Genomic DNA, 21,374 nt, shown 5'->3' with positions numbered 1-21,374 from the left:
CAGTTCTGTAGTCAGTGTGGTTGAGCAATATATCCAGTTCTACAATTACAAACGCAGACATTCAGCAATAGATTATAGAAGTTTAGACACAGCTTTTGAAGCGTTTAAACGTATTAACTTGAGATAGACAATGATATTCACTAGCCAACTACATTAGCAGGACTTTAGCTTTATTAGGTGATATTTTAGTATGGGGAATTAGGAATCTTACAATATTGAAGTAATAAGAATTGCATCGTTACAACGTACCCTAACTACCATCCACTCTAAGTAAATACAACTCTACCCGCTTTAATGATAATAACGAATGTACTATTTTAATGAATAAATCGGCAAAAAAGTGGTGACCCATGAAGGATTCGAACCTTCGACCTACGGCTTAGCTTACCACTACAGTTTTCACTGCCACTTTAGATACTGTTTTCACGGTAGCATTAAAGCTTTGTGGTCTGGACTATCCCTTCACCATTGCTTTCGCATTAGGTGGATGCCGTCTAGTCTCTACACCTTCCTTAATCACTTAAGGCTTGGCTCGGGATTGCCATCAGCATTACCTGAAAGGTTTCCCCGAATTTGACATCTTACATTCATAATCTTTCGAAAATGAAGCTCCTTTTTCATGACTATATTAGTCAAGCTTAAAGGCCGTTGCTCTATCCGGCTGAGCTAATGGGTCTTAATTAGTTTTATAATAGTTACTTGCCGTAGGTAACTATTTTTTTTGAGGAGGTAACGTTACCTCCTCTGCAGACTATGCTTACTCACTCACCCACCCAAAAGGTAACTATTTAGGGGGGTATTCATGCTCTATCCAACTGAGCTACGGGCGCATGGTTACAGTTAGATACTGCATCCTGTCTGGCTGAACAAGTTTACTTGTTCCGTTACTCACTGCAAGAGCAAATAACATTAATTTGGTCGGTGATAGAGGATTCGAACCTCTGACCCTCTCGTCCCAAACGAGATGCGCTACCGGGCTGCGCTAATCACCGAAAATATTGCTTTGTTTTCGAGGCAGAAATTATCTATAAACAATAACGATGTTGTCTCGAGAACGGAGCGCATATTAACGAGTCACCTAGCTATCGTCAACGATTTTTTTAACCCTTATTGCTATATGACGAATTTAGCAGCAAATATCGTGATTAGCATCATAGCGCGAATAGTTTATTCACTGTATTTTCCACGTCTAGCAAATGACACTCTTCAATACGCCTGCTAGAATAACGGCCGATCGACCATTGACTTCAACACCTGTGTCACTCAAAGGAAACTCTATAGCCATGACTGCTCAAATTATTGACGGTAAAGCCATTGCACAATCTATTCGCACCACACTAAAACAAAAAGTAACACAACGTAGACAAGCTGGATTTCGCGCACCAGGACTTGCAGTTATTTTAGTGGGCAGTGATGCCGCATCTCAAGTCTATGTTGGCAGTAAACGCAAAGCTTGTGAGGAAGTCGGTTTTGAATCTCAATCTTTTGACCTTGACACCAATACAACTGAAGCAGAGCTTTTAGCGTTAATCGATGAATGTAATGCCAATCCAAGCATTGATGGGATTCTAGTGCAGCTGCCTTTGCCCGCCCATATTGATGACTCCAAAGTCATTGAACGTATTCGCCCAGATAAAGATGTTGATGGATTTCATCCCTATAATGTCGGCCGTTTAGCTCAACGTATCCCAGTGCTTCGTTCTTGCACGCCGATGGGCATTATGACGTTAATCAAATCAACCGGTATAGATACCTATGGCCTGGATGCAACTGTGGTTGGTGCATCAAACATTGTTGGCCGACCAATGACACTAGAATTATTATTAGCAGGTTGCACAACGACAACCTGTCATCGTTTTACCAAAAACTTAGAACAAAAAGTGCGTCAAGCAGATTTATTAGTCGTTGCCGTTGGCAAACCTGGGTTTATTCCTGGTGACTGGATCAAGCCAGGCGCGATTGTTATTGATGTTGGTATCAATCGTTTGGAGAACGGCAGTTTAGTGGGTGATGTTGAATTTAATGTTGCCGCTGAAAAGGCTGCATTTATTACGCCGGTTCCTGGTGGAGTTGGCCCAATGACGATTGCAAGTTTATTAGAGAACACCCTATACGCATGCGAGCAATATCATAGTTAACTAAATCTCAGATAACTAAATCTCAGATAACTAAATCTCAGATAAGCAAATCTCAGATAAGTAAATTATGCTGATTAATAACAAAAAAGCCTGCTATTGCAGGCTTTTGTTTTTATGCGCTAAATAAACTACTTTTTACGCCATGTGGTGCCGCTAGGGCCACCATCTTCTAACTCAACGCCTAACTCATTCAAGCGATCGCGAGCAACATCCGCAGCAGGCCAATCTTTTTCAGTACGGGCGCGGGTACGCTCAACGATAAGCGCTTCAATTTCTGCCACTTCATCGTCACTGCCCTCCCCCTTAAAGAAAGCTTCTGGCGTTTGGCTGATAAGGCCAAGCACATCTGCTAATTGCTTCAAGCTGACACCTAATGCCGATGCCGCTGCCATATCGGTTGTTTTAAGACGATTGATTTCACGTACCATCTCAAATAACACGGAATAGGCTTCAGGAGTATTAAAGTCATCATCCATTGCCGACTTAAACTTGGCTACAAACGGTTCAGCAGGCGCAGCATCAACAGTTAAGTCTAAACCTTTAAGTGCTGTATATAAACGCTCTAGTGCTGCACGAGCTTGCTTTAAATTGTCTTCAGAATAATTTAACTGACTACGATAATGACCGGATAATAAGAAGTAACGTACCGTTTCAGCATCATAATGCTTAAGCACATCTCGGATGGTAAAAAAGTTGTCTAATGATTTAGACATTTTTTCACGGTCAACCATCACCATTCCGGTGTGCATCCAGTAATTCACATACGGAGTATCGTGAGCACAGCAAGACTGCGCAATTTCATTTTCATGATGTGGAAACTGTAAATCAGAGCCGCCACCATGAATATCAAAATGTAAGCCTAAATGCTTACTGTTCATGGCAGAACATTCAATGTGCCAACCTGGACGACCAGGACCCCAAGGTGATTCCCAGGTTGGTTCACCCGGTTTTGACATTTTCCATAACACAAAGTCCATAGGATTGCGTTTAGCATTATCTATCTCAACGCGAGCACCGGCTTGAAGCTGGTCTAGGTTTTGACCTGACAACTGTCCATACTCAGGGAATGAGGCAACACTGAATAATACATCGCCATTGCTGGCTACATAGGCATGGTCGCGATCGAGTAAACGCTGAACCATATCGATAATTTCTTCAATATGTAACGTTGCTCGAGGCTCAAAATCTGGACGTTTCATGTTCAAGGCATCAAAGTCTTGGTGCATTTCGGCGATCAAACGCTCAGTAAGCGACTCACAAGATTCGTTGTTTTCAGCGGCCCGTTTGATAATTTTGTCATCAACATCGGTAATGTTACGCTGAAAATTCACCTCATAACCGATATAACGTAAATAACGCACTATCATGTCAAACGAAACAAAGGTACGCCCGTGACCAATATGACATAAATCGTAAATGGTCACGCCACAGACGTACATTCCGATTTTACCTGGATTTATTGGTTTAAATTCTTGTTTATCACGGCTAATACTATTGTAAATCTTTAACATCGATTGTTCTCTTTTACACTAATTTATAACGGGAAATGTTAATGCTGAGTTTAGCATGATGTCACCTGTTTTGAACACTGCACTTTATGCGGCAGTTAAGATAAGTTAGAATCGCGCAAATTATTATTTTCAAGTGAGACAACATGATTACTTTACATACCAATATGGGCGATATTACTTTACAGCTAAATGAAGAAAAAGCGCCAATTACCGCGGCTAACTTTATGCAGTATGTTGAAGATGGTTTTTTTGAAGGTACTATTTTTCACCGTGTTATTGACGGCTTTATGATCCAAGGTGGTGGTTTCACTGAAGATATGAGCCAAAAAAGTGTTAAAGCATCAATCAAAAATGAAGCCAACAATGGTTTATCTAACCGTAAAGGCACTGTTGCCATGGCACGTACTTCTGATCCGCATTCAGCGACAGCACAGTTTTTTGTTAACGTGAAAGACAATACTTTCCTTGATTTTAAATCAGAAACTTCACAGGGCTGGGGTTACTGTGTATTTGGTGAAGTGGTTGAAGGTTTAGACATTATTGAAACAATCAAAAATGTTGCCACTGGTAATAATGGTATGCATCAAGATGTACCATTAGAAGCCATTGTGATCAAAAGCGTTAGCGTTAAAGCGTAATTTTGAAGAAAACAATCTTCGTAGGCGATTTGCACTTAAGTGCAGATCGCCCAGATATTACACAAGCCTTCATCTATTTTCTAAACCATGGTTTAGACAATACTGAAGCGCTTTATATCATCGGTGATCTATTCGAAGTTTGGATGGGTGATGATATTGCAGAACCCTTTACCATTGCCATTGCTGAAGCAGTCAAAACAGTATCGAACTCAATACCTGTATATTTTATTCATGGTAATCGTGATTTTATGGTTGGCAAACAATTTTGCCTACGAGCAGGCATGAAAATATTACCTGAAGTCTATTGTATCAACTTGTACGGTGTTAATACTGTGATTTTACACGGTGACAGCCTTTGTACCCTTGATATTGCTTACCAGCGATTCAGGCGCTTTAGAAGTCTTAATTTAGTTCGTTGGGTTTACTCTCACCTACCTAAAAAGACACGCTTAAACATTGCCGCAAAAATTCGTCAAAAAAGTGTCCAAGGTAATCAGCAAAAACATTATGAAATCATGGATGTTGAGTCAAGTGCGGTAACCGCGCTACTGGCTCGTACTGATTGTCAAAGAATGATCCATGGTCATACTCATCGCCCTGCCATACATCAACTCACTGCACAAGAACAACGTGTTGTGGTCGGTGATTGGTATACTCAAGGCAGCGTGCTAAACGTCAACGAGAACGGTTGCGAGTTAGTAACATTACCCTTTTCCGAAACAAACTAGGCTCACTAAACAGTATCAACGTTGATATCATCAGTGAGTCTTGGTTTATATCTCGCACTTGTTGGCTATTGTGGCGGTAAACCACTGTGAAAACGAAACTCGCTATCTTCTGTCAAAATTAATTCCATTTCTTTTTCGCGAAAATAATCAATGCGTTCACTGATATCTTCACCGGCAATATCCTCAGCAAGAGCCAAATAATCTTGAAAATGTCGCGCTTCTGATCGAAGTAATGAAGTATAAAACTTAGCGAGTTCATCATCTAAATGCGGCGCAAGTTTGGCAAATCGTTCACATGACCGCGCTTCAATAAACGCGCCAATTATTAACTTATCAATTAACGTAAGTGGCTCATGAGTCCGCATATGAATAATTAACTGTTTGGCGTAACGACCGGCACGAATATTACTGTAATCAATACCACGCGCAGTCATAATCTGTAAAACTTGTTCGAAATGATGAAACTCTTCTTTAATCAAACGAACCATTTTACTCATTAAATCAGTGCTGTTAGTGAGGTTTTTATTGGCTATTAATTCACTAGTGATGTCGTTCTTTTTACTGTCGCGGGCTAAAAACTCGAGGGCATTACGGTCTTGTTGATAAACAAAATCTTCATAAGGCTTAGCCCAGGTCTTCAATAGATGTGAACTACTCTTGTCAATCGCATATTTGCGGATCATTAACATTGCAGTTTGCGCAGCTTTAAGCTCACAGTTGCAATGGTCAATCAGCAACGCGGTGAGTTGTTCAGGTTGTTTAGCTTGTTCGACCCAACGGTTTGGTGTTTCACAACCTAAAAAGTCGTAAATAGGGACAAGTAATTGCTGCATAAAATGGATAATCCTCTCAAAAATCTATGTTCATTTTACCTTTAGAGCGATCTTTTCTGAAACCAAAAACGTAATACAACTTGACGAAAGTCTATTTATGTTCAATAAATAAGCTGAGCATCTAATTTAACGATTTAATAACAGATGCCATCGATCACCTTAAATGATGATTCTAAATTGGGATAGAGTCATAACTTAACAACATAGATGTTGGCAATGGAACCCTCTCAGTGTTATGCCAACACCATTCCCCTGTTGATAAGTAGATGTGGACTGATTAAGGCGATTGGTAAAAAGCTGTAGTCAGTTCGTCGTTGTTTGGCGAGCTAGGTCAAAAATGCTAAACAAGGATAACTATAATGGTATTGAATCACTTAATGGGACTTTACACTCATCCAAAAAAAGAGTGGCACACAATTGAAAAGAATCACGAAGCGCTAAAGAGCAGCTTGAGTCATGTATTGCTTATCGCGCTGATCCCTGCAATTTGTGCTTATTTTGCAACCGCACACATTGGTTGGCATCCCGGAGCTGGAGAACTTCTATTCCTAACCTCAAAAAGCGCACTATTCATGTCAGTTGGGATGTATTTCGGCTTAATTATTGGTGTTATGGCTCTCGCGTATTTAGCATATTGGATGGGCAAAACATTTGATGCGGATCCAACTTATACTCAAGCTCTCGAATTAGCGTCTTATACTGCAACCCCGTTATTTATGGTTGGTTTGGCAGCACTCTACCCCGTGTTATGGTTCATTATGATCGTCGGCTTGATTGGCTTGTCTTATTCGGTTTACCTGCTGTATGCCGGTGTCCCTATTATTATGAATATCCCGGAAGAAAAGGGTTTCATTTACGCTAGCTCAGTGGTTACTGCGGGACTTGTGTTATTAGTTGCGCTGATGGCCAGTAGTGTTATTTTATGGAGCATTGGTTTTGGGCCAATGATGCAATAATTTATTGATTATTGATTATTGATTATTGAAAAAATAAAACAAAAAAGGCGCATTCAGCGCCTTTTTGTTATTCATAATGCTGATTACGCAAAGGTATCTCTTAACGGTACCGTTAAGTTAAACACTAAATGTTCAGCGCTTGAATCTTTACTGTCTGCACAGAAATAACCTTCTCGCTCAAATTGAAACGCTTTCTCAGCCGGCGCATTGACTAAGCCAGGTTCAACGAGTCCCTTCACTACTGTGAGTGAATTGGGATTTAGCACTTCATCAACAGTTTCAAAAGCTGCAGGATTTTCACTGGTAAATAAACGATCATACAAGCGAAACTCAGCAGGTTTCGCTGTTGATGCTTCAACCCAATGAATCACCCCTTTAACTTTACGTCCATCTGCAGGGTTTTTACCTAATGTATCAGCATCGTAAGTACAATAGACGGTGGTAATATTACCATCTGCATCTTTGTCACAACGTTCAGCTTTGATGATATAGGCATTACGTAAACGGACTTCTTTACCTAAAACAAGTCGTTTAAAGTGCTTATTAGCTTCTTCTTTAAAATCTTCAACATCAATGAATAACTCACGTCCAAATGTCAGCTCACGAGTGCCCATGGCTTCATTGTTTGGATGAGCTGCAGCAATAATGGTTTCGGTTTCAGTATCTGAATAGTTCTCAATGATAACTTTTATCGGTCTTAACACGGCCATCGCACGAGGTGCATGTTCGTTTAATTCTTCACGAATACACGCATCTAACATGCCGACTTCAATTAAGTTTTCTTGCTTGGTAACACCAATACGTAAGCAGAACTCGCGAATAGAAGCTGATGTGTAACCACGACGACGTAACCCAGCGATAGTTGGCATACGGGGATCGTCCCAGCCATCAACCAGTTTGCGTGTGACTAAATCGTTTAGTTTACGCTTAGACATCAAGGTGTATTCAAGATTTAAGCGTGAAAACTCATATTGACGAGTGCGATTTGGTGCTTGGAAATCATTTAAATGATCTAATACCCAGTCATATAAACGACGGTTATCTTGAAACTCTAAAGTACAAATCGAATGAGTGATATTCTCAATAGCATCAGAGATACAATGAGTAAAATCGTACATTGGGTAAATGCACCACTTGTCGCCTGTTTGATGATGATGAGCAAATCGAATACGATAAATAATAGGATCGCGCATACACATGAAAGGTGATGCCATATCAATTTTGGCACGCAGTGCACACTCACCTTCTTTGAACTCACCTTTACGCATTTTCTCAAATAACGCGAGGTTTTCCTCAACACTGGTGTCACGGTATGGGCTGTTTTTACCTGGCTCTTTTAATGAACCTCGGTACTCTCTGGTTTGTTCGCCATTTAAGAAACAAACGTACGCCAACCCTTTGGTAATGAGCTCAACTGCATATTGATGTAGTTGATCAAAATAGTTTGATGAATAACGGATATCGCCAGACCATTCAAAGCCTAACCAACGCACGTCTTCCTGAATAGACTTAACATAATTGATGTCTTCTTTTTCAGGGTTTGTATCATCAAAACGTAAGTTACATTGACCTTGATAATCTTTTGCAATACCAAAATTTAAGCAAATAGATTTAGCATGGCCAATATGTAAATACCCGTTAGGTTCTGGTGGAAAACGTGTATGTACTTGGCTGTGCTTACCGCTTTTTAGGTCTTCGTCTATGATATTACGAATGAAGTTACTTGGACGTACTTCGGTGTCCACATGACTCATGGAATTCCTCTTGGCGCACAATGGCAATATGAATAAAAATAGATGATCCTACAGATCTTAAGTAGTTACAACTGCTAGCACTGAAAAAGTTAGCTTGTTAAAGCAAATAAACCCAGCAAAGCCGGGTTTATTGTTTAAATCAATCATCAATACGGTTAACTATTCCGTGACAATACGTATTCCAGGAATAATTTGTTGTGCTTTGCGACCTTTCTTATTCAACCAGAAATAAAACACAACCAAGGCCGCGGCAAAGAAACAGATCCAACCAGCAGACTGCACCGGATGCTGAGTAAATGTAGCCCCCTGATAAACCACAGTTGCAGAACCATAGGCTAATGAAAATGTCCAAATAGCAGCAAAACGGGCCCACTTAGCACCAAACTCATGTACCAAAGCTCCCATTGCTGCCACACAAGGCGTATAAAGCAAGATGAACAATAAGTATGAGAATGCGGCGATCTGGCTTTTAAAGCCTGTTTGAAGCGCACTGAAGGTAGATGTATCAACAGATAACTCCATTGCTGCTTCATCTAAATCTGTGATACCTGCTATCGCAATTGATAATGGGTCACCAGGTTCAATACCTAATAAGTTTGTTGGAATTGTCGCTAAGCCGACTTTAACACTGTCCCAAATAGACAATAACTCTTCATCATCACCTGCTGAGGTGCTGTATAAACTGTTTAATGTACCGACTACGGCTTCTTTAGCAAAAATGCCGGTAATAATACCAACCGTTGCAGCCCAATTGTCTTGTTCTATTCCCATAGGAGAAAACAGCGGTGTGATTTGTTGGCTAGCAACACTGAGCAAAGACTCTTTACTGTCTTCATGACCGAAAGATCCATCTGTGCCAATAGCATTAACAAAGTTAAGCAGTGTCACCACAATAATGATGGTTTTACCGGCGCCCATAATAAAGCTTTTAGTTCGTTTAGCCGTACGAGACAACACAGCTTTAGACTTAGGCATTTCGTAGCTTGGCAATTCCATAACAACGGCACTGCTTGTGCCCGGCAATACCGTTTTGCGCAGTAGCAAACCGGTGCCAATAGCGGCAAAAATACCAATGATGTACAGTAAAAACACCAAATTCTGGCCTGATTGAGGGAAAAAGGCCGCTGCAAATAAGGCATAAACAGGCAATCGAGCACTACAAGACATGAAAGGCGCCATCATACCGGTAACGATACGTTCACGCTCACTGCCTAATGTTCTGGTTGCCATAATGGCAGGAACCGAACAACCAAAACCAACAATCATTGGCACAAAGGCTTTACCAGGTAAGCCAATACGGCGCATCAAGCCATCAACCACAAATGCTGCACGAGCCATGTATCCAGATGCTTCTAGTACTGAAAGGGCCAGAAATAATGCAGCGACAACAGGAATAAACGTCGCGACAGTTTGGATGCCCTGTCCAACACCGCCAGCTAAAATAGTCACCAGCCAATCAGGCGCTCCAATTGATGACAACAAGGCGCCAAAATGGTCAACAAAAATAGCTCCAGCGGTAATATCGAAGAAATCGATAAAAGAATTACCCACGTTAATACTGAATAAAAACATTAGGTACATAACAAATAAGAAAATAGGAATACCCAACACCGGGTGTAACACTACTTTATCAAGCCTATCTGTGGCGCTTATGTGTTTACCTTGATTTACTGATGCCTCAAACACCTGTTGCACAAAATCGTATCGGGTTGTGGCGATCATAATATCGATGTCTTCGCCGGCTTGCTCTACTCGTAAAGTGCACTGCTTTACTGTGTCGTGTAATTGTACTTCACTTGTTCCACAGCCATCTCCATGGCTATTGGCTAAAATAGCAAGTGCCTGCCCACGGCTCAGCTCAGTAAGACCTTGGCTATCATTTTGCATCTGCAGTGCAGTTACACTTGCTTCAATATCAGTGTGGTACTGCAACATTAATGATTGTACAGAGTCACCTTTTTCCAACAGTGACATTAATTCAGTTTGTAGTTGTTCTACATCGGCTTGATTTCGTGAGCAAATTGCAACAACAGGACAACCTAAACGTACTGACATGTCGTCAACATTAATGTTGATCCCCAGCTTTTTAGCTGCATCAATTTTATTAATAACAACAATAATCGGAATACCTAACTCACGTAATTGGGTGGTTAAATACAGATGACGTTCAACATTTGTGGCATCAACTAGGTTGATGATTGCATCGACTTGTTGATTAGAAAGATAAGCTTGAGCAATTTGTTCGTCTAATGAACAATCGCAGCTATTGCCTGCGGGAAGTAAATCGTAAATGCCAGGGAGATCGGTAAGAAAAATATCCGTCCCTGAATAATTTATCTTACCCGTTTTCTTTTCGACGGTAACACCCGACCAATTGCCAACCTGCTGGCTTGCACCAGTAAGTGCATTAAAAAGAGTCGATTTACCAGCATTGGGATTACCCACGGTGACACAATGAAATTGTTTAGTCATTTTTGAGCACTACCTCGATGATATCGGCTAAATCACAACGCATACATAATTTACTGCCACGTAAATCTAATTCAACACCCGAGCCCATAGGGGCTCTTCGTATAAAATGAAAACGAGTATTGGGTGTAATGCCCATGGATAACAATTTACGTTTAACAGTTTGCGGTAACGTTAATTGACCTATTTCAGAGATAATCGCCTGATCACCAGGCTTAAGTTCACTCAGCTTCATGTAACACTACCTTCAACAACATTAATAACGTTAAAAATTTTATCGGAACTAAACAAGTTAAACTCAAATCTAGATCAAAGTTTCACTTGTTAACGAGAATAGTTTTCAGTTGTATTACGTATTATGTGACAAATGCCCGTTAGAATATAGTGCGACAAAGATTTTATTTTGTTTTGAGGCTAAACGGACTAAAAATTGGTCACGTTCTCTGTGCGGTCAACAACCCCATGTAACAATCATCGGTCCATTTACCATCTATACAGTTATTCTGTTTTAGCACCCCTTCCAAAACAAACCCCACCTTCTCTAATACATTACGTGAAGCAATGTTTTCTTGAGCACAAAGGCCAATGTATTTATGCATACTGAATTGTAGAGCACCCCAATCAGTTACCGCGCGTAAGCTTTCACTAGCGAACCCTAATCCTTGCTGTTCTGGCGCAATGAGATAGCCTACTTCTGCCCGCCTTAGCTGTGCATCATCACATCTAAAACCAATAAGTCCCACGGCCTGACTATTATCAATTCGCTCAATAACAAGCGTTAACCAATCTCCTGACTCAAAAAGCCATACCGCTTTACGCTGCTCAAATTTAGCGACAATATCTGATTCAGATTCAATGTTTCTAATATGCTGATTAACACCTTTATCAAGATGTAAACGTAAAAAAAATGCCCAATCTCTACTGTGCAAATTTCGTAATTTCAGCCGATCACTATAAAGATTTATGTCCATATACCCTCTAGTTTTTTTCAATAAAAATGGCAGCCTAAGCTGCCATTATTTATCACGGACTCAATAATGACTAGCCGCGACTGGTCACTTCAAGTAAATGAAAACCAAATTGAGTTTTTACTGGGCCTTGAACAACATTTAATGGTGCACTAAATACCACTTCGTCAAATTCTTTAACCATCATGCCTGGTCCAAAAGAACCTAACTCGCCACCCTGCGCACCAGATGGGCAAGAAGAATTTGCCTTGGCTACGTCAGCAAAATCAGCACCAGCTTCGATCTGTTGCTTGAGTGATTCGCATTGTTCCTGAGTGCTTACGAGTAAGTGTCTAGCAGTTGCTTGTACCATAATTTGGCTCCTAAAATATAATATAAAATAAAAATGTAACACTAACATAATGACAGAACGATGACATACATAAGTCACCGTCCTTTTTACGGCATTTATTTGGCTAGTTCAGCTTTTATCCAATCAGCAATTTTGTTTTCCATCACCGCCATTGGTAATGATCCTGACGTGAGTAATTGATCATGAAAACCTTTTAAATCAAATTTTTCACCCAAGGCCTTTTCTGCATCCGCTCGTAAGCGCAAAATAGTTAACTGACCGACTTTGTAAGATAGTGCTTGGCCTGGTATGGCCATGTAACGCTCCACTTCTGCAACAATATCAGACTCCGCCATTGGAGAATTGTCTTTCATGTATTGAATAGCTTGTTCACGACTCCAGCCTTTCGCATGAAGTCCTGTATCTACGACTAAGCGCATTGCTCTTAACATTTCATCAGATAACTTGCCGAAATACTGATATGGGTCGTTAAATACGCCCATCTCAATCCCTAAGTACTCTGCATACAACGCCCAACCTTCTTCAAATGCAGTGTAACCCTGGAAGCGCTGAAACTGTGGAACATCAGTTAACTCTTGCTTAATGGCAATCTGAAAATGATGACCGGGAGCAGCTTCGTGCAATGACAAGGTTGTCATACCCCATTTGGGTTGTGCTTTTAAGTTGTAAGTATTGATATAAAAAACACCTGGGCGTGAACCGTCAACTGCTGGTGATTCATACGATGCGCCAGCGGCAGATTTCTCACGAAAACTCTCTACAGGCTTAACAATATAATCAGCTTTGGGCATCACATTAAAATACTGAGGCAATACTTGATTTATATGTTCTTTAATCGTCATATAGCCATCAATTAAATCTTGTCGGTCAGTAAAAAAGTACTGCGGCTCTGAAGATAAAGAAGCAAAAAATGCAGTTAAATCACCTTTAAAACCAACTTGTTCTCTGACCTTGTCCATCTCAGATAGAATGCGTGCAACCTCAGAAAGACCAATTTGATGAATTTCATCCACTGACAAAGTTGTTGTTGTATGGCTATTAGCTAAATGTTGATACCAATCTTTACCATTTGGCAGTCCCCACCAACCATCTGAAGCACGAGAATTGGGTAAATAGACATCTTTTACATAGTCTCGTAATTGAGTCAATGCAGGTAATAGCTCAGAATCAATAAGTTGAGAGTATTCAGTGGTTAATTGTGTTTTTTGCTCAGCAGTAAAGCTTTCTGGCAGTAAATTAATTGGGGAATAAAACAAACTACTCTGTGCATCTGTAACAAGTTGAGCGTCTAACTGAGGAATAATCCGCTCGACAAGCACTCGAGGTAGTACAACTTTACTTGCTATACCTTCATCCATACGTTGCTGTGCAAGTTTAGTCCAGTTAATAAACCCACGTAAGCGGCCTAACCAATTTTGATAATCTTCAACAGTCTTAAATGGTTGAGCACTTTCACCACTGCCCAACTGGACCATAGTAAATACTGTGCTATAAAACTGATTAATAGGTAAGAAGTACTCTGGATAAGTTTCGCCAATAAGCTCCATATTACGATCATAAATAAACATGTCGTAACTCAACTTAAGTGATGCAGGAAGCTTATCAACATCAATCGTTTTAGCTTGACTAAAGTAACGGCTATTTAAATTATGACGAGCCTTTAAATACTCTTCAGTTAATGCTCCACCGAATTGGTCGTTATAGTCATTAACTCCCACAAAGGTGGCGTAAATCGGCTCAAGCTTTAATTGATCATTAAAAAAATTATCAACCATTGTCAAATACTGCTCTGAGGCAGATTGAGGCATAACGGCAGCACTAGGTTCGGCGGGGGTTTCAGGCGTAGATGAGACAGTAGTCGCTTCAGAACAACCTTGAGCGACCAATAATAAGGACACAGTCAATGCCAGCAATGTTTTATTCATTTTTATTATTCCTTAACACAATTTAACTCACGCCTTATTAGCGTGTCGATTTATCTAGATGTAACTCACCTGAGCTCAGGATAAAAACAGTTATCAAACGCTCCTTGTCTGGCTAACTGTTTTATATCGACTTGCAATAGGCTAGCTATTGACGCGTCAATACGCCTTGTTAGCAAAACAAATGACCAGTTTGATATGACATAGGACAAATGTTGTCATTTTGCCTTACTTATCCAATCTCTTAACCCGAGTCGAGGTTAACTATTTAATCTCGATAAAAATATGATTTAGTTATTACGCTTAAAAAAACCATGGTATGGGGGTTTCATTACCACGTATGAGTATCCTAATTAGAAGTGAATTTATCTCACGCCCAATCACCACTACTCTACACCTGAGAATATTATTAGATAGCACAACATAAGCTCTCACTAACAATGCACGACCTTGTCTACTTAAGTGTATAAAATACACTTACAATCAGGCTTACTCGTTCTGGATAACGTATTTCTAATATGTAATATCGTTACTATGTGCCATACATGACTAAGCAGACATCATCATTTCACTTATTGTATCTTTGCATGGCGGTACATGAAACTAAACTTCATCAAATACACACTATCTAACAATTTATTGATTTCGAATATCAGTCAATACGTTAATTGAACAAGATTCGAGCCATTAATACAGCAAAATTAATAGCCTAAATACAATAAGAATGATGAGAGCATTTTCATGAGAAAATAAAAAAGCCCCTAAAAAGGGGCTTTTTAAATCAAGCTTAGATTAAAGCGTTACGTTGTGAATCCGAGCTTTTTCTTTGATATAAGAAATATAGCTCTTAGCACTGCGTTCAGTCTTTTTATCATTAGCGGCAAGAACTGCACGGTTATAAGCAGACTTATACTTTTTAAGGCTCAAGTATGCTAAAGCTAGCTCAAATTGAGCTTCACCCGGGTTATCAATACCAGCATCAAGTGCTTTTTTAAGCACCGGAATAGCTTCATTGTATTTTTGTTCTAAAGCAAGAATACGACCTTGTTTTAAATACAGTTCACCCTTATTACTAACTGCAGCAGCTTTGCCATAATAGTAAGCAGCTTCTTTTAGCTCTTTAGCATTATGATAAAAACCAGCGAGTGTAGTTAAACTCTTCTCGCTTTCAACAACTAAACCAGACTTCATGTGCTTTTCAAAAATGGTAGCAGCTTTATAAGGCGAACCTTTTTGCGCTAACAATTGAGCCAAACGAGTAATATTACTGTCCGTCTCTAAAAAGCCATTTTTATATGCTAAATCATATGTTGCTAGTGATTTATCATAGTCTTCAGTCATCAAGTAAAACTGAGCTAACTGAACCCAGAGACGTTTGTCGTCTTGGAACAAAGGCACCATAGTTTCTAACACTTTTACGGCTTCTTTGTACTTTTTCTGGTTGAAGAAAGCGGTTAACTTCATTTGATACAAGCCTTTATCAGGCGATTCAGCTAAAGTTAAACCTTTGTCAGCAACTTGCAGTACTTTATTCCAATCTTTTAACTCAGTGTAGGCAATACCAATTCGACGATACATTTGCGCATCAGCCTTACAGGTAAAATCCATCCACTTGTAATAATATGGAATCGCTTCTTTAAACTGTTTCTCTTGTAATAACAAATCAGCATACAAACGCATTGTTGCAGCATGATCTGTACCACCAAGAATGTCAGCATCAACAGCAGTCTTTAAATATTTGATTGCTGTCTTCATCTGACCTTTTTCGGCATAGAAGTTACCTAACATACGATCGACATACGCTTTGTCGAAATCGTTTTTAGCATTAGCCTCAAGCAAAATTGCAATCGCTTGGTCTAAATTCCCTTCGGTATATGCTTCAAAAGATTTTTGAACTTTTTTTGCAGCGCTTTCGCCAACAGCACGAGATTGACGTTTGTCAATCTCACACTTTTCCGCAGCAACTACAGAGCTAGACAATAATGCACTTCCGCAGACTGAAAGTAATAACGCTGTAGCGATACTAGTAACTTTACGCATTATCTACCTCCCTTCTCTAGTGTGAAGTCCAGTTGTACTGTCATACCACTTTGTCTTAATGGCTTGCCATCGACAATCTTTGGTTTGTATTTCCATTTTTTCAATGCGCGAATCGCTTCACGATCGAATAAACGCTTAGGTTCAGCTTTGATAACAGAAACGTCATCAACACCACCTAGTTCGTTAATTGTAAAGGTAAGTTGAACCCAACCCTCTTTACCATCACGAGCAGCAGCAATTGGATACTGGGGCTCAATACGAACGATAGGGGTAGCATCACCATCACGGGTCATCATGTTACCAAGCTTGAAACCAGTACTTGGTCCACCAGATTCGATTCCACCCATATTGAACGCCATATTAGTGTCAATATTAGATGATGAATCAGGCGGAGTAGTATCCGGCTTCGGTGGCTGCTCCGGTGGTGGAGGTGGCTTAGGTGTAACCCTTGGTTTTTTCTGTGCCTTCGAATCCTGTTTATCCATCGTAATTTCAATAACAGGGGATTCCACTGAGTCGCCGTTGCGTTGTGCGCCGCCGCCGACCAGGAAAGCCATGAAAGCAAACAGCCCAAAAGTCACTGCAGCACCAATGATTATTGATACGAGTGCTCTTAGCATATTACTCATTCCCCGCTGATACTGAAATTTTATCGATACCTGCAGCTTTAACGTTATCAAGCACTTTAACGACTAAACCATGTAAAGCGTCTTTGTCTGCTTGAATCAGTACGGCTGCTTCAGGTGCTTCCGCCAACATACGTTCTACGTTTGCAGTTACACGTTCGATATCAACCTGACGGTTTTCCATCATAATGACACCAGTTTTACTGATACCAATAAAGATGTTCGCCGAAGGTTTAGACGTAGCCTGTGACGCTTTAGGCTTGTTATAGTCTAAGCCTGATGGCTTAACAAACGATGTTGTTACAATAAAGAAGATCAGCATGATAAACACGATGTCTAGCATCGGGGTCATATCAATTTGCGCTTCCTCTTCCATAGTGGAATGCTTCTTACGTGCCATGTTCAATCTCTCTCTAGTGGTGAGGCATGCTGTCTTTTAGCTTTTCTAAACTGATTCTCATTTTTGAGTCTAAACGTGTGCTAAAGAAAACACCCGATAGAGCTGCAACCATTCCTGCCATTGTCGGCATTGTGGCCATAGAGATACCAGCGGCCATTAAACGAGCATTACTCGTCCCCTGAACTGCCATCACATCGAATACTGAAATCATACCGGTTACAGTACCTAATAGACCAATCATTGGACAAATGGCTACTAGGGTTTTGATTAACAGCATACGTGCATTCAAATCTTGCTTCGCTTGGGATACCCAAGCTTCACGGATACGGTGAGCATGCCAAGAAGTTGTTTCTTCTCTTGCTTCCCATGAGGCGATAACGGCTTGATGTTGTTTTGGAGATATCCAATTTAGATACCAATAACGTTCAAGCATTAACACCCACATTAGGAATAGCACTGCTGCAACCAGCCAGAGGACATCGCCTCCGGAGGCCATGAAGCCCCTGACGGAATCCCATACGTCCATCAGGATTAGCATCATTAGTCAGCCCTCTTCTCAGCATGTTCTGCAATGATACCGGCACTTTGTTCTTCAAGAACTTGAACAATAGACTTACTACGAGCAACTACGATTGCATGTAATAACATTAGAGGCAATGCAGCGATAAGACCTTGAACAGTCGTAATAAGCGCCATAGAAATACCACCAGCCATCAATTTAGGGTCACCAGTACCGAATAATTGAATAGATTGGAAGGTTGCGATCATACCGGTAACCGTACCCAGTAGACCCATCATAGGAGCGATAGCTGCAATAACTTTGATGATTGAAATACGAGCTTCTAAAGCTGGTGTTTCTTTTAAGATAGCTTCATCAAGTTTTAGCTCAAGCGTTTCAACATCAACATCTTTATTTGACTGGTATACTTTTAGAATACGACCTAAAGCGTTGTTACCAGGGTTTTCGATGTTTTTACGTTGGCTATTAACTTTAGTACCAATGATAGTCAGAGTCACTAAACGCTCAACCGCAATCAACATACCTAATGCTAACAATGCAAGAATGATGTAACCAATCGTTCCACCGGCTTCTAAACGATCTTCTAAACTAGCTTTGTTAGTAAAGATGTTTAGTAACACGCCACGAGCTGGATCGATATAGAAAGGAGCAACACCTGAAGTAGTATTTTCCCACGTATCAACGGCACTAACCTGGTAGCCTTCTGGTTGCTGTGATAATTGTTGAATTAAACCAAGTTCAGGTTTGTAAACAACATATTTACCTTCAGCAGTTAAGTTGAAAGGACCTACACGGTGAATTGCAGTATTTACTACATTGCCATCGATAGCAGTAACATCACCATCAAATTTAACAACTTTACCTGACTCAACCATTTCAAATAACTGTGCTTCCCAAAATTGTTCTAACTCTTCAATTTTAGGCAGTGATTTACGTGCACCTAATTCAGCAATAAAGGTGTCACGACCAGGAAACTGAGCACTGATGTTAGACGCAGCTAACTTACCAGCGAAATCACCGGCTTCACCTTTAACAACACCAAACATTTCACCCAAGTCACCTTGAGCAGTTTTTAAGTCTTCTTCTAACTGAGCAATTTTACGCTCGTTGTCCAAGAATGCTTGGTTCAAATCTTTGCCACGTTGCTTTTCAGCAGACAGGGCATTTTTTTCACGCTTAAGTAATTCAGCTTTATCGCCACGTTCCGCTTGAAACTCTCTTTCACGCTTAGCGTTTGTCTTACCTTCGTTAGCTCGGTCGGCTTTAACTTGCTGTAACAGTTGACCGATAGTTTTTGGTGCATCTGCAGCAGAAACCATACCAGCTGTTAAAGAGAAAGTTGCAGCTACTAGCACTGATGTAATTAACTTCTTCATTATTGTGCAGTCTCCGCAGCAGGGATTGGTAATGCGAATAGGTCTAGAGCGCCTTGCTTACGAGCAATGCGGATACCTTTAGTAATATCACGTAGGTAGCTATCGTCTAACTTATTCCAAGACTTCGCATCTGCGTCGTACATCCATGCTATTTTCTGATCCAAGCTCTGTGCATAAAGTGCAACGCGGCCTAAATTGAAGAAATCAACTAGCACTTCTTTACCGTCTAGATTTAACTTACCGGTATGAACTGCTACAAAGCTACCATACTCACGCTCAATGCTATAAGCATCAAGGATTAGACGGTATTTTTCTGCCAATGTAACTTCAGCAGTATCAAGGATATCTTTTAAATTCTTAACACGATTCTGACGAGTCTCAATGTTAAATGGTAAATCTAAATTTACGAACTGCTCTAAAGCGTCAACCATTTTAAACATTAATGGCACAACACCCTGACGAAGTTTATCCACGCCGTTGATATCAGTTTGAATTAAATCAAGTGAATTTTGTTGATCAGCTACCAAGCCTGCAACGTAATCATTATATGCTTTCAATGACTCACGCTCATCAGCTACGCTGCCATACTCAAAAAGCATGTCTTGTGCTTGGTCAAAATATTTGTCGACTTTCTGTTGTGACGCAGCTGAAGCAGCATTAAGGCTGCTATCTGCTTTTTGAACGTCAGCTAGAGGATCTGCAACAACGAAGTTGCTACCAGCTAAAGCCAGAGCGCCAACAAGTGCAGTAGCGATTTTTGTTCTATTGCTTACCTTGGACATAGTTCCCAACCAATTTGAAGTGAATTAAAAAGTTCAACTTTGCAAAATAACGATGATCTAAAATTGTTAATCAATGTTACTTCAACTAAGCACGTCTTTTTCTTGTGATTGTTAGTTTTTCTTCCCTTTTCTACACCTATTAAAGCGTAGACCCGTTGGCATCATTTCACAAAATGTTGACCTATGTCAACATTTGCAAAGTTTAAAAACTTGTGGAAAGAGCTGTTAGAGGCGTTAATGTTGTCGAAAGGTTAATAAATAAACGTCTTCAACATAAATGTGTCGTAATTTAATGCTAAGAGAAAAATATTACTTGTTTTTATTCAATTAGTTATAAAACGCTGTCAATTCAATAATACAATGTATTTAGCCTTTTCCTCATTACTAAATAAATTTTGAACCATGTAAATACCAGCCTAAGACTTCATTTTGTTCATTATTTAATACTTTGAGTTCATTTAATATCATATTATTTTGGTGAAATTTAGCTATAAATGTTGCCAATTTAGTTTCATCAAATGAAGCGTTCACTAACTCAGCTAACCGTAGTCTTAACGTATCCATTTGTATTGTAATAAATTCAATAAATTCTAACTTTTTTGCAACAGGCAAAAATAATCCAGCTTTAAAAAACTGAGCCACGAAACGCATTAAATCACAATCCTGAGCGGCCGACTCATCAAACATGACTAATAATTTAATCAAGCGATTAATTTCTGCTCTAATTTGCTCACATTGAAGGTCTTTCTTAATTCGCTCAACATCTTCTTGATTGCTGATATTGCCCATGGCATTTGCCATTTTAGCTAAACAATTAATTAATAAATTGACTTCTGCTTTATCAATTAACGTCAAAATCCTTCTATTACGGTTAAGGATCATTGAACGTTTATGATGACAAACAATAACAAATTGGCCATCGTCCTTTAATACTCTAGCCGCTTCTTCAAGTGACTGCTCGACATTTGAATACTCAAAACCAAATTGAGATATATAAAGGTCAACGGAGTTGGGTTCAAAAGGAAGTTGTTCGCAGCGAGTATTAGACATTAAGGCTATGTCTATATTTTGATTGTTGTTACTTACTGAGTTGGCTAAAGTAACCTCTGCTAAATCAACACCAATAACCTTACCCGTTAGCTCACCTTTTGATAACCCATCTCGTAATAACAGCGGTAACGAACCATTACCCGTGCCAACATCAACTACCAAAAAGCCTTCTGTCAGAGCGCTAAATACCGGTTGCCAAATATTTTTCAATATACCCTGATAATTACCTGGTAACGCCTCACCGAATGAAGTTGTGTGTCCTTGCTGCCAATATTCACTCCAGTGACTATTCATTTACACTCCCCTCTTAA

General features: G+C 40.0%; 19 protein-coding genes and 1 tRNA gene. 4 read left to right on the top strand and 16 right to left on the bottom strand.

Features of this window, described 5'->3' with window-relative positions:
- Positions 1–915: 915 nt before the first annotated feature.
- Positions 916–992 (bottom strand) — tRNA-Pro (locus AAEY98_RS04050).
- Between the two features lie 291 nt (positions 993–1,283).
- Here AAEY98_RS04050 and folD point away from each other — a divergent pair.
- Positions 1,284–2,138 carry a bifunctional methylenetetrahydrofolate dehydrogenase/methenyltetrahydrofolate cyclohydrolase FolD gene (folD, locus tag AAEY98_RS04045; protein WP_162022723.1) on the top strand — a complete coding sequence of 285 codons (855 nt, stop codon included), beginning with the start codon at positions 1,284–1,286 and terminating at the stop codon, positions 2,136–2,138.
- 128 nt (positions 2,139–2,266) lie between these two features.
- On the opposite strand, the gene cysS is transcribed toward folD, so the two are convergent.
- Positions 2,267–3,649, bottom strand: a complete 1,383-nt coding sequence (gene cysS / locus AAEY98_RS04040) for a cysteine--tRNA ligase (protein WP_182743731.1) — start codon at positions 3,647–3,649, stop codon at positions 2,267–2,269.
- Between the two features lie 143 nt (positions 3,650–3,792).
- Between cysS and AAEY98_RS04035 the strand changes: the two genes are divergently transcribed.
- Together AAEY98_RS04035 and AAEY98_RS04030 are read left to right on the top strand one after the other, a co-directional pair.
- Positions 3,793–4,287, top strand: coding sequence for a peptidylprolyl isomerase (locus tag AAEY98_RS04035; protein WP_011638050.1), 495 nt, complete (start codon positions 3,793–3,795; stop codon positions 4,285–4,287).
- 2 nt (positions 4,288–4,289) lie between these two features.
- On the top strand, positions 4,290–5,015 hold the full coding sequence (locus AAEY98_RS04030; RefSeq protein WP_351015107.1) for a UDP-2,3-diacylglucosamine diphosphatase: 726 nt from the start codon (positions 4,290–4,292) through the stop codon (positions 5,013–5,015).
- Positions 5,016–5,080: 65 nt separating this feature from the next.
- Here the strand turns inward: AAEY98_RS04030 and miaE are convergent, their stop codons facing one another.
- Positions 5,081–5,848: a tRNA isopentenyl-2-thiomethyl-A-37 hydroxylase MiaE gene (gene miaE, locus AAEY98_RS04025; RefSeq protein WP_182743729.1), complete on the bottom strand. Its 768-nt coding sequence runs from the start codon at positions 5,846–5,848 to the stop codon at positions 5,081–5,083.
- A 359-nt stretch (positions 5,849–6,207) separates the two neighbouring features.
- Here miaE and AAEY98_RS04020 point away from each other — a divergent pair, with 359 nt between their 5' ends.
- Positions 6,208–6,804 (top strand): Yip1 family protein, encoded by a 597-nt coding sequence (locus AAEY98_RS04020; RefSeq protein ID WP_011638064.1) that lies wholly within the window; start codon positions 6,208–6,210, stop codon positions 6,802–6,804.
- A gap of 83 nt (positions 6,805–6,887) precedes the next feature.
- On the opposite strand, the gene glnS is transcribed toward AAEY98_RS04020, so the two are convergent.
- The 13 genes from glnS to AAEY98_RS03955 form a co-directional block, all read right to left on the bottom strand.
- Positions 6,888–8,558, bottom strand: coding sequence for a glutamine--tRNA ligase (gene glnS / locus AAEY98_RS04015; protein ID WP_162022719.1), 1,671 nt, complete (start codon positions 8,556–8,558; stop codon positions 6,888–6,890).
- A gap of 159 nt (positions 8,559–8,717) precedes the next feature.
- The gene (gene feoB, locus AAEY98_RS04010; RefSeq protein ID WP_351015105.1) at positions 8,718–11,030 is read right to left on the bottom strand and encodes a Fe(2+) transporter permease subunit FeoB; all 2,313 of its coding nucleotides are present in this window, start codon (positions 11,028–11,030) and stop codon (positions 8,718–8,720) included.
- Entirely contained in the window at positions 11,023–11,262 is a 240-nt protein-coding gene (locus AAEY98_RS04005) for a FeoA family protein (RefSeq protein WP_011638067.1), read from the bottom strand. The genes feoB and AAEY98_RS04005 overlap by 8 nt, the downstream gene beginning before the upstream one ends.
- A 199-nt stretch (positions 11,263–11,461) precedes the next feature.
- On the bottom strand, positions 11,462–11,998 hold the full coding sequence (locus AAEY98_RS04000) for a GNAT family N-acetyltransferase (RefSeq protein ID WP_162022717.1): 537 nt from the start codon (positions 11,996–11,998) through the stop codon (positions 11,462–11,464).
- Between the two features lie 70 nt (positions 11,999–12,068).
- Positions 12,069–12,347 (bottom strand): peptidylprolyl isomerase, encoded by a 279-nt coding sequence (locus AAEY98_RS03995; protein ID WP_101087820.1) that lies wholly within the window; start codon positions 12,345–12,347, stop codon positions 12,069–12,071.
- 95 nt (positions 12,348–12,442) lie between these two features.
- A complete protein-coding gene (locus AAEY98_RS03990; protein ID WP_162022716.1) occupies positions 12,443–14,272 on the bottom strand; it encodes a DUF885 domain-containing protein in 1,830 nt (609 codons plus the stop codon).
- 789 nt (positions 14,273–15,061) lie between these two features.
- Positions 15,062–16,309 (bottom strand): tetratricopeptide repeat protein, encoded by a 1,248-nt coding sequence (locus AAEY98_RS03985; RefSeq protein WP_162022715.1) that lies wholly within the window; start codon positions 16,307–16,309, stop codon positions 15,062–15,064.
- A complete protein-coding gene (locus tag AAEY98_RS03980; RefSeq protein ID WP_101087814.1) occupies positions 16,309–16,929 on the bottom strand; it encodes an energy transducer TonB in 621 nt (206 codons plus the stop codon). The genes AAEY98_RS03985 and AAEY98_RS03980 overlap by 1 nt, the downstream gene beginning before the upstream one ends.
- A 1-nt stretch (position 16,930) precedes the next feature.
- Positions 16,931–17,335 carry an ExbD/TolR family protein gene (locus AAEY98_RS03975; RefSeq protein ID WP_011638073.1) on the bottom strand — a complete coding sequence of 135 codons (405 nt, stop codon included), beginning with the start codon at positions 17,333–17,335 and terminating at the stop codon, positions 16,931–16,933.
- 13 nt (positions 17,336–17,348) lie between these two features.
- Positions 17,349–17,876, bottom strand: coding sequence for a MotA/TolQ/ExbB proton channel family protein (locus AAEY98_RS03970; protein ID WP_011638074.1), 528 nt, complete (start codon positions 17,874–17,876; stop codon positions 17,349–17,351).
- A complete protein-coding gene (locus AAEY98_RS03965; protein ID WP_101087812.1) occupies positions 17,876–19,231 on the bottom strand; it encodes a MotA/TolQ/ExbB proton channel family protein in 1,356 nt (451 codons plus the stop codon). Before AAEY98_RS03965 ends, AAEY98_RS03970 begins: the two co-directional genes overlap by 1 nt.
- Positions 19,231–20,013, bottom strand: a complete 783-nt coding sequence (locus AAEY98_RS03960) for a DUF3450 domain-containing protein (RefSeq protein ID WP_162022714.1) — start codon at positions 20,011–20,013, stop codon at positions 19,231–19,233. Before AAEY98_RS03960 ends, AAEY98_RS03965 begins: the two co-directional genes overlap by 1 nt.
- 384 nt (positions 20,014–20,397) lie before the next feature.
- Positions 20,398–21,357, bottom strand: coding sequence for a class I SAM-dependent methyltransferase (locus AAEY98_RS03955; protein WP_351015103.1), 960 nt, complete (start codon positions 21,355–21,357; stop codon positions 20,398–20,400).
- Positions 21,358–21,374 lie beyond the last annotated feature (17 nt).

Origin of the sequence: Shewanella sp. AC91-MNA-CIBAN-0169 (assembly GCF_040310165.1) — a bacterium.
GTDB lineage: Bacteria > Pseudomonadota > Gammaproteobacteria > Enterobacterales > Shewanellaceae > Shewanella.
This window is presented reverse-complemented; position numbering and strand designations above follow the sequence as displayed.

What these genes read in the sequence shown, in the direction of transcription:
- folD (WP_162022723.1), top strand. Translation starts at nt 1,284, where the DNA reads ATGACTGCTCAAATTATTGACGGTAAAGCCATTGCACAATCTATTCGC.
- cysS (WP_182743731.1), bottom strand. Translation starts at nt 3,649, where the DNA reads ATGTTAAAGATTTACAATAGTATTAGCCGTGATAAACAAGAATTTAAA.
- AAEY98_RS04035 (WP_011638050.1), top strand. Translation starts at nt 3,793, where the DNA reads ATGATTACTTTACATACCAATATGGGCGATATTACTTTACAGCTAAAT.
- miaE (WP_182743729.1), bottom strand. Translation starts at nt 5,848, where the DNA reads ATGCAGCAATTACTTGTCCCTATTTACGACTTTTTAGGTTGTGAAACA.
- AAEY98_RS04020 (WP_011638064.1), top strand. Translation starts at nt 6,208, where the DNA reads ATGGTATTGAATCACTTAATGGGACTTTACACTCATCCAAAAAAAGAG.
- glnS (WP_162022719.1), bottom strand. Translation starts at nt 8,558, where the DNA reads ATGAGTCATGTGGACACCGAAGTACGTCCAAGTAACTTCATTCGTAAT.
- feoB (WP_351015105.1), bottom strand. Translation starts at nt 11,030, where the DNA reads ATGACTAAACAATTTCATTGTGTCACCGTGGGTAATCCCAATGCTGGT.
- AAEY98_RS04005 (WP_011638067.1), bottom strand. Translation starts at nt 11,262, where the DNA reads ATGAAGCTGAGTGAACTTAAGCCTGGTGATCAGGCGATTATCTCTGAA.
- AAEY98_RS04000 (WP_162022717.1), bottom strand. Translation starts at nt 11,998, where the DNA reads ATGGACATAAATCTTTATAGTGATCGGCTGAAATTACGAAATTTGCAC.
- AAEY98_RS03995 (WP_101087820.1), bottom strand. Translation starts at nt 12,347, where the DNA reads ATGGTACAAGCAACTGCTAGACACTTACTCGTAAGCACTCAGGAACAA.
- AAEY98_RS03990 (WP_162022716.1), bottom strand. Translation starts at nt 14,272, where the DNA reads ATGAATAAAACATTGCTGGCATTGACTGTGTCCTTATTATTGGTCGCT.
- AAEY98_RS03985 (WP_162022715.1), bottom strand. Translation starts at nt 16,309, where the DNA reads ATGCGTAAAGTTACTAGTATCGCTACAGCGTTATTACTTTCAGTCTGC.
- AAEY98_RS03980 (WP_101087814.1), bottom strand. Translation starts at nt 16,929, where the DNA reads ATGCTAAGAGCACTCGTATCAATAATCATTGGTGCTGCAGTGACTTTT.
- AAEY98_RS03975 (WP_011638073.1), bottom strand. Translation starts at nt 17,335, where the DNA reads ATGGCACGTAAGAAGCATTCCACTATGGAAGAGGAAGCGCAAATTGAT.
- AAEY98_RS03970 (WP_011638074.1), bottom strand. Translation starts at nt 17,876, where the DNA reads ATGATGCTAATCCTGATGGACGTATGGGATTCCGTCAGGGGCTTCATG.
- AAEY98_RS03965 (WP_101087812.1), bottom strand. Translation starts at nt 19,231, where the DNA reads ATGAAGAAGTTAATTACATCAGTGCTAGTAGCTGCAACTTTCTCTTTA.
- AAEY98_RS03960 (WP_162022714.1), bottom strand. Translation starts at nt 20,013, where the DNA reads ATGTCCAAGGTAAGCAATAGAACAAAAATCGCTACTGCACTTGTTGGC.
- AAEY98_RS03955 (WP_351015103.1), bottom strand. Translation starts at nt 21,357, where the DNA reads ATGAATAGTCACTGGAGTGAATATTGGCAGCAAGGACACACAACTTCA.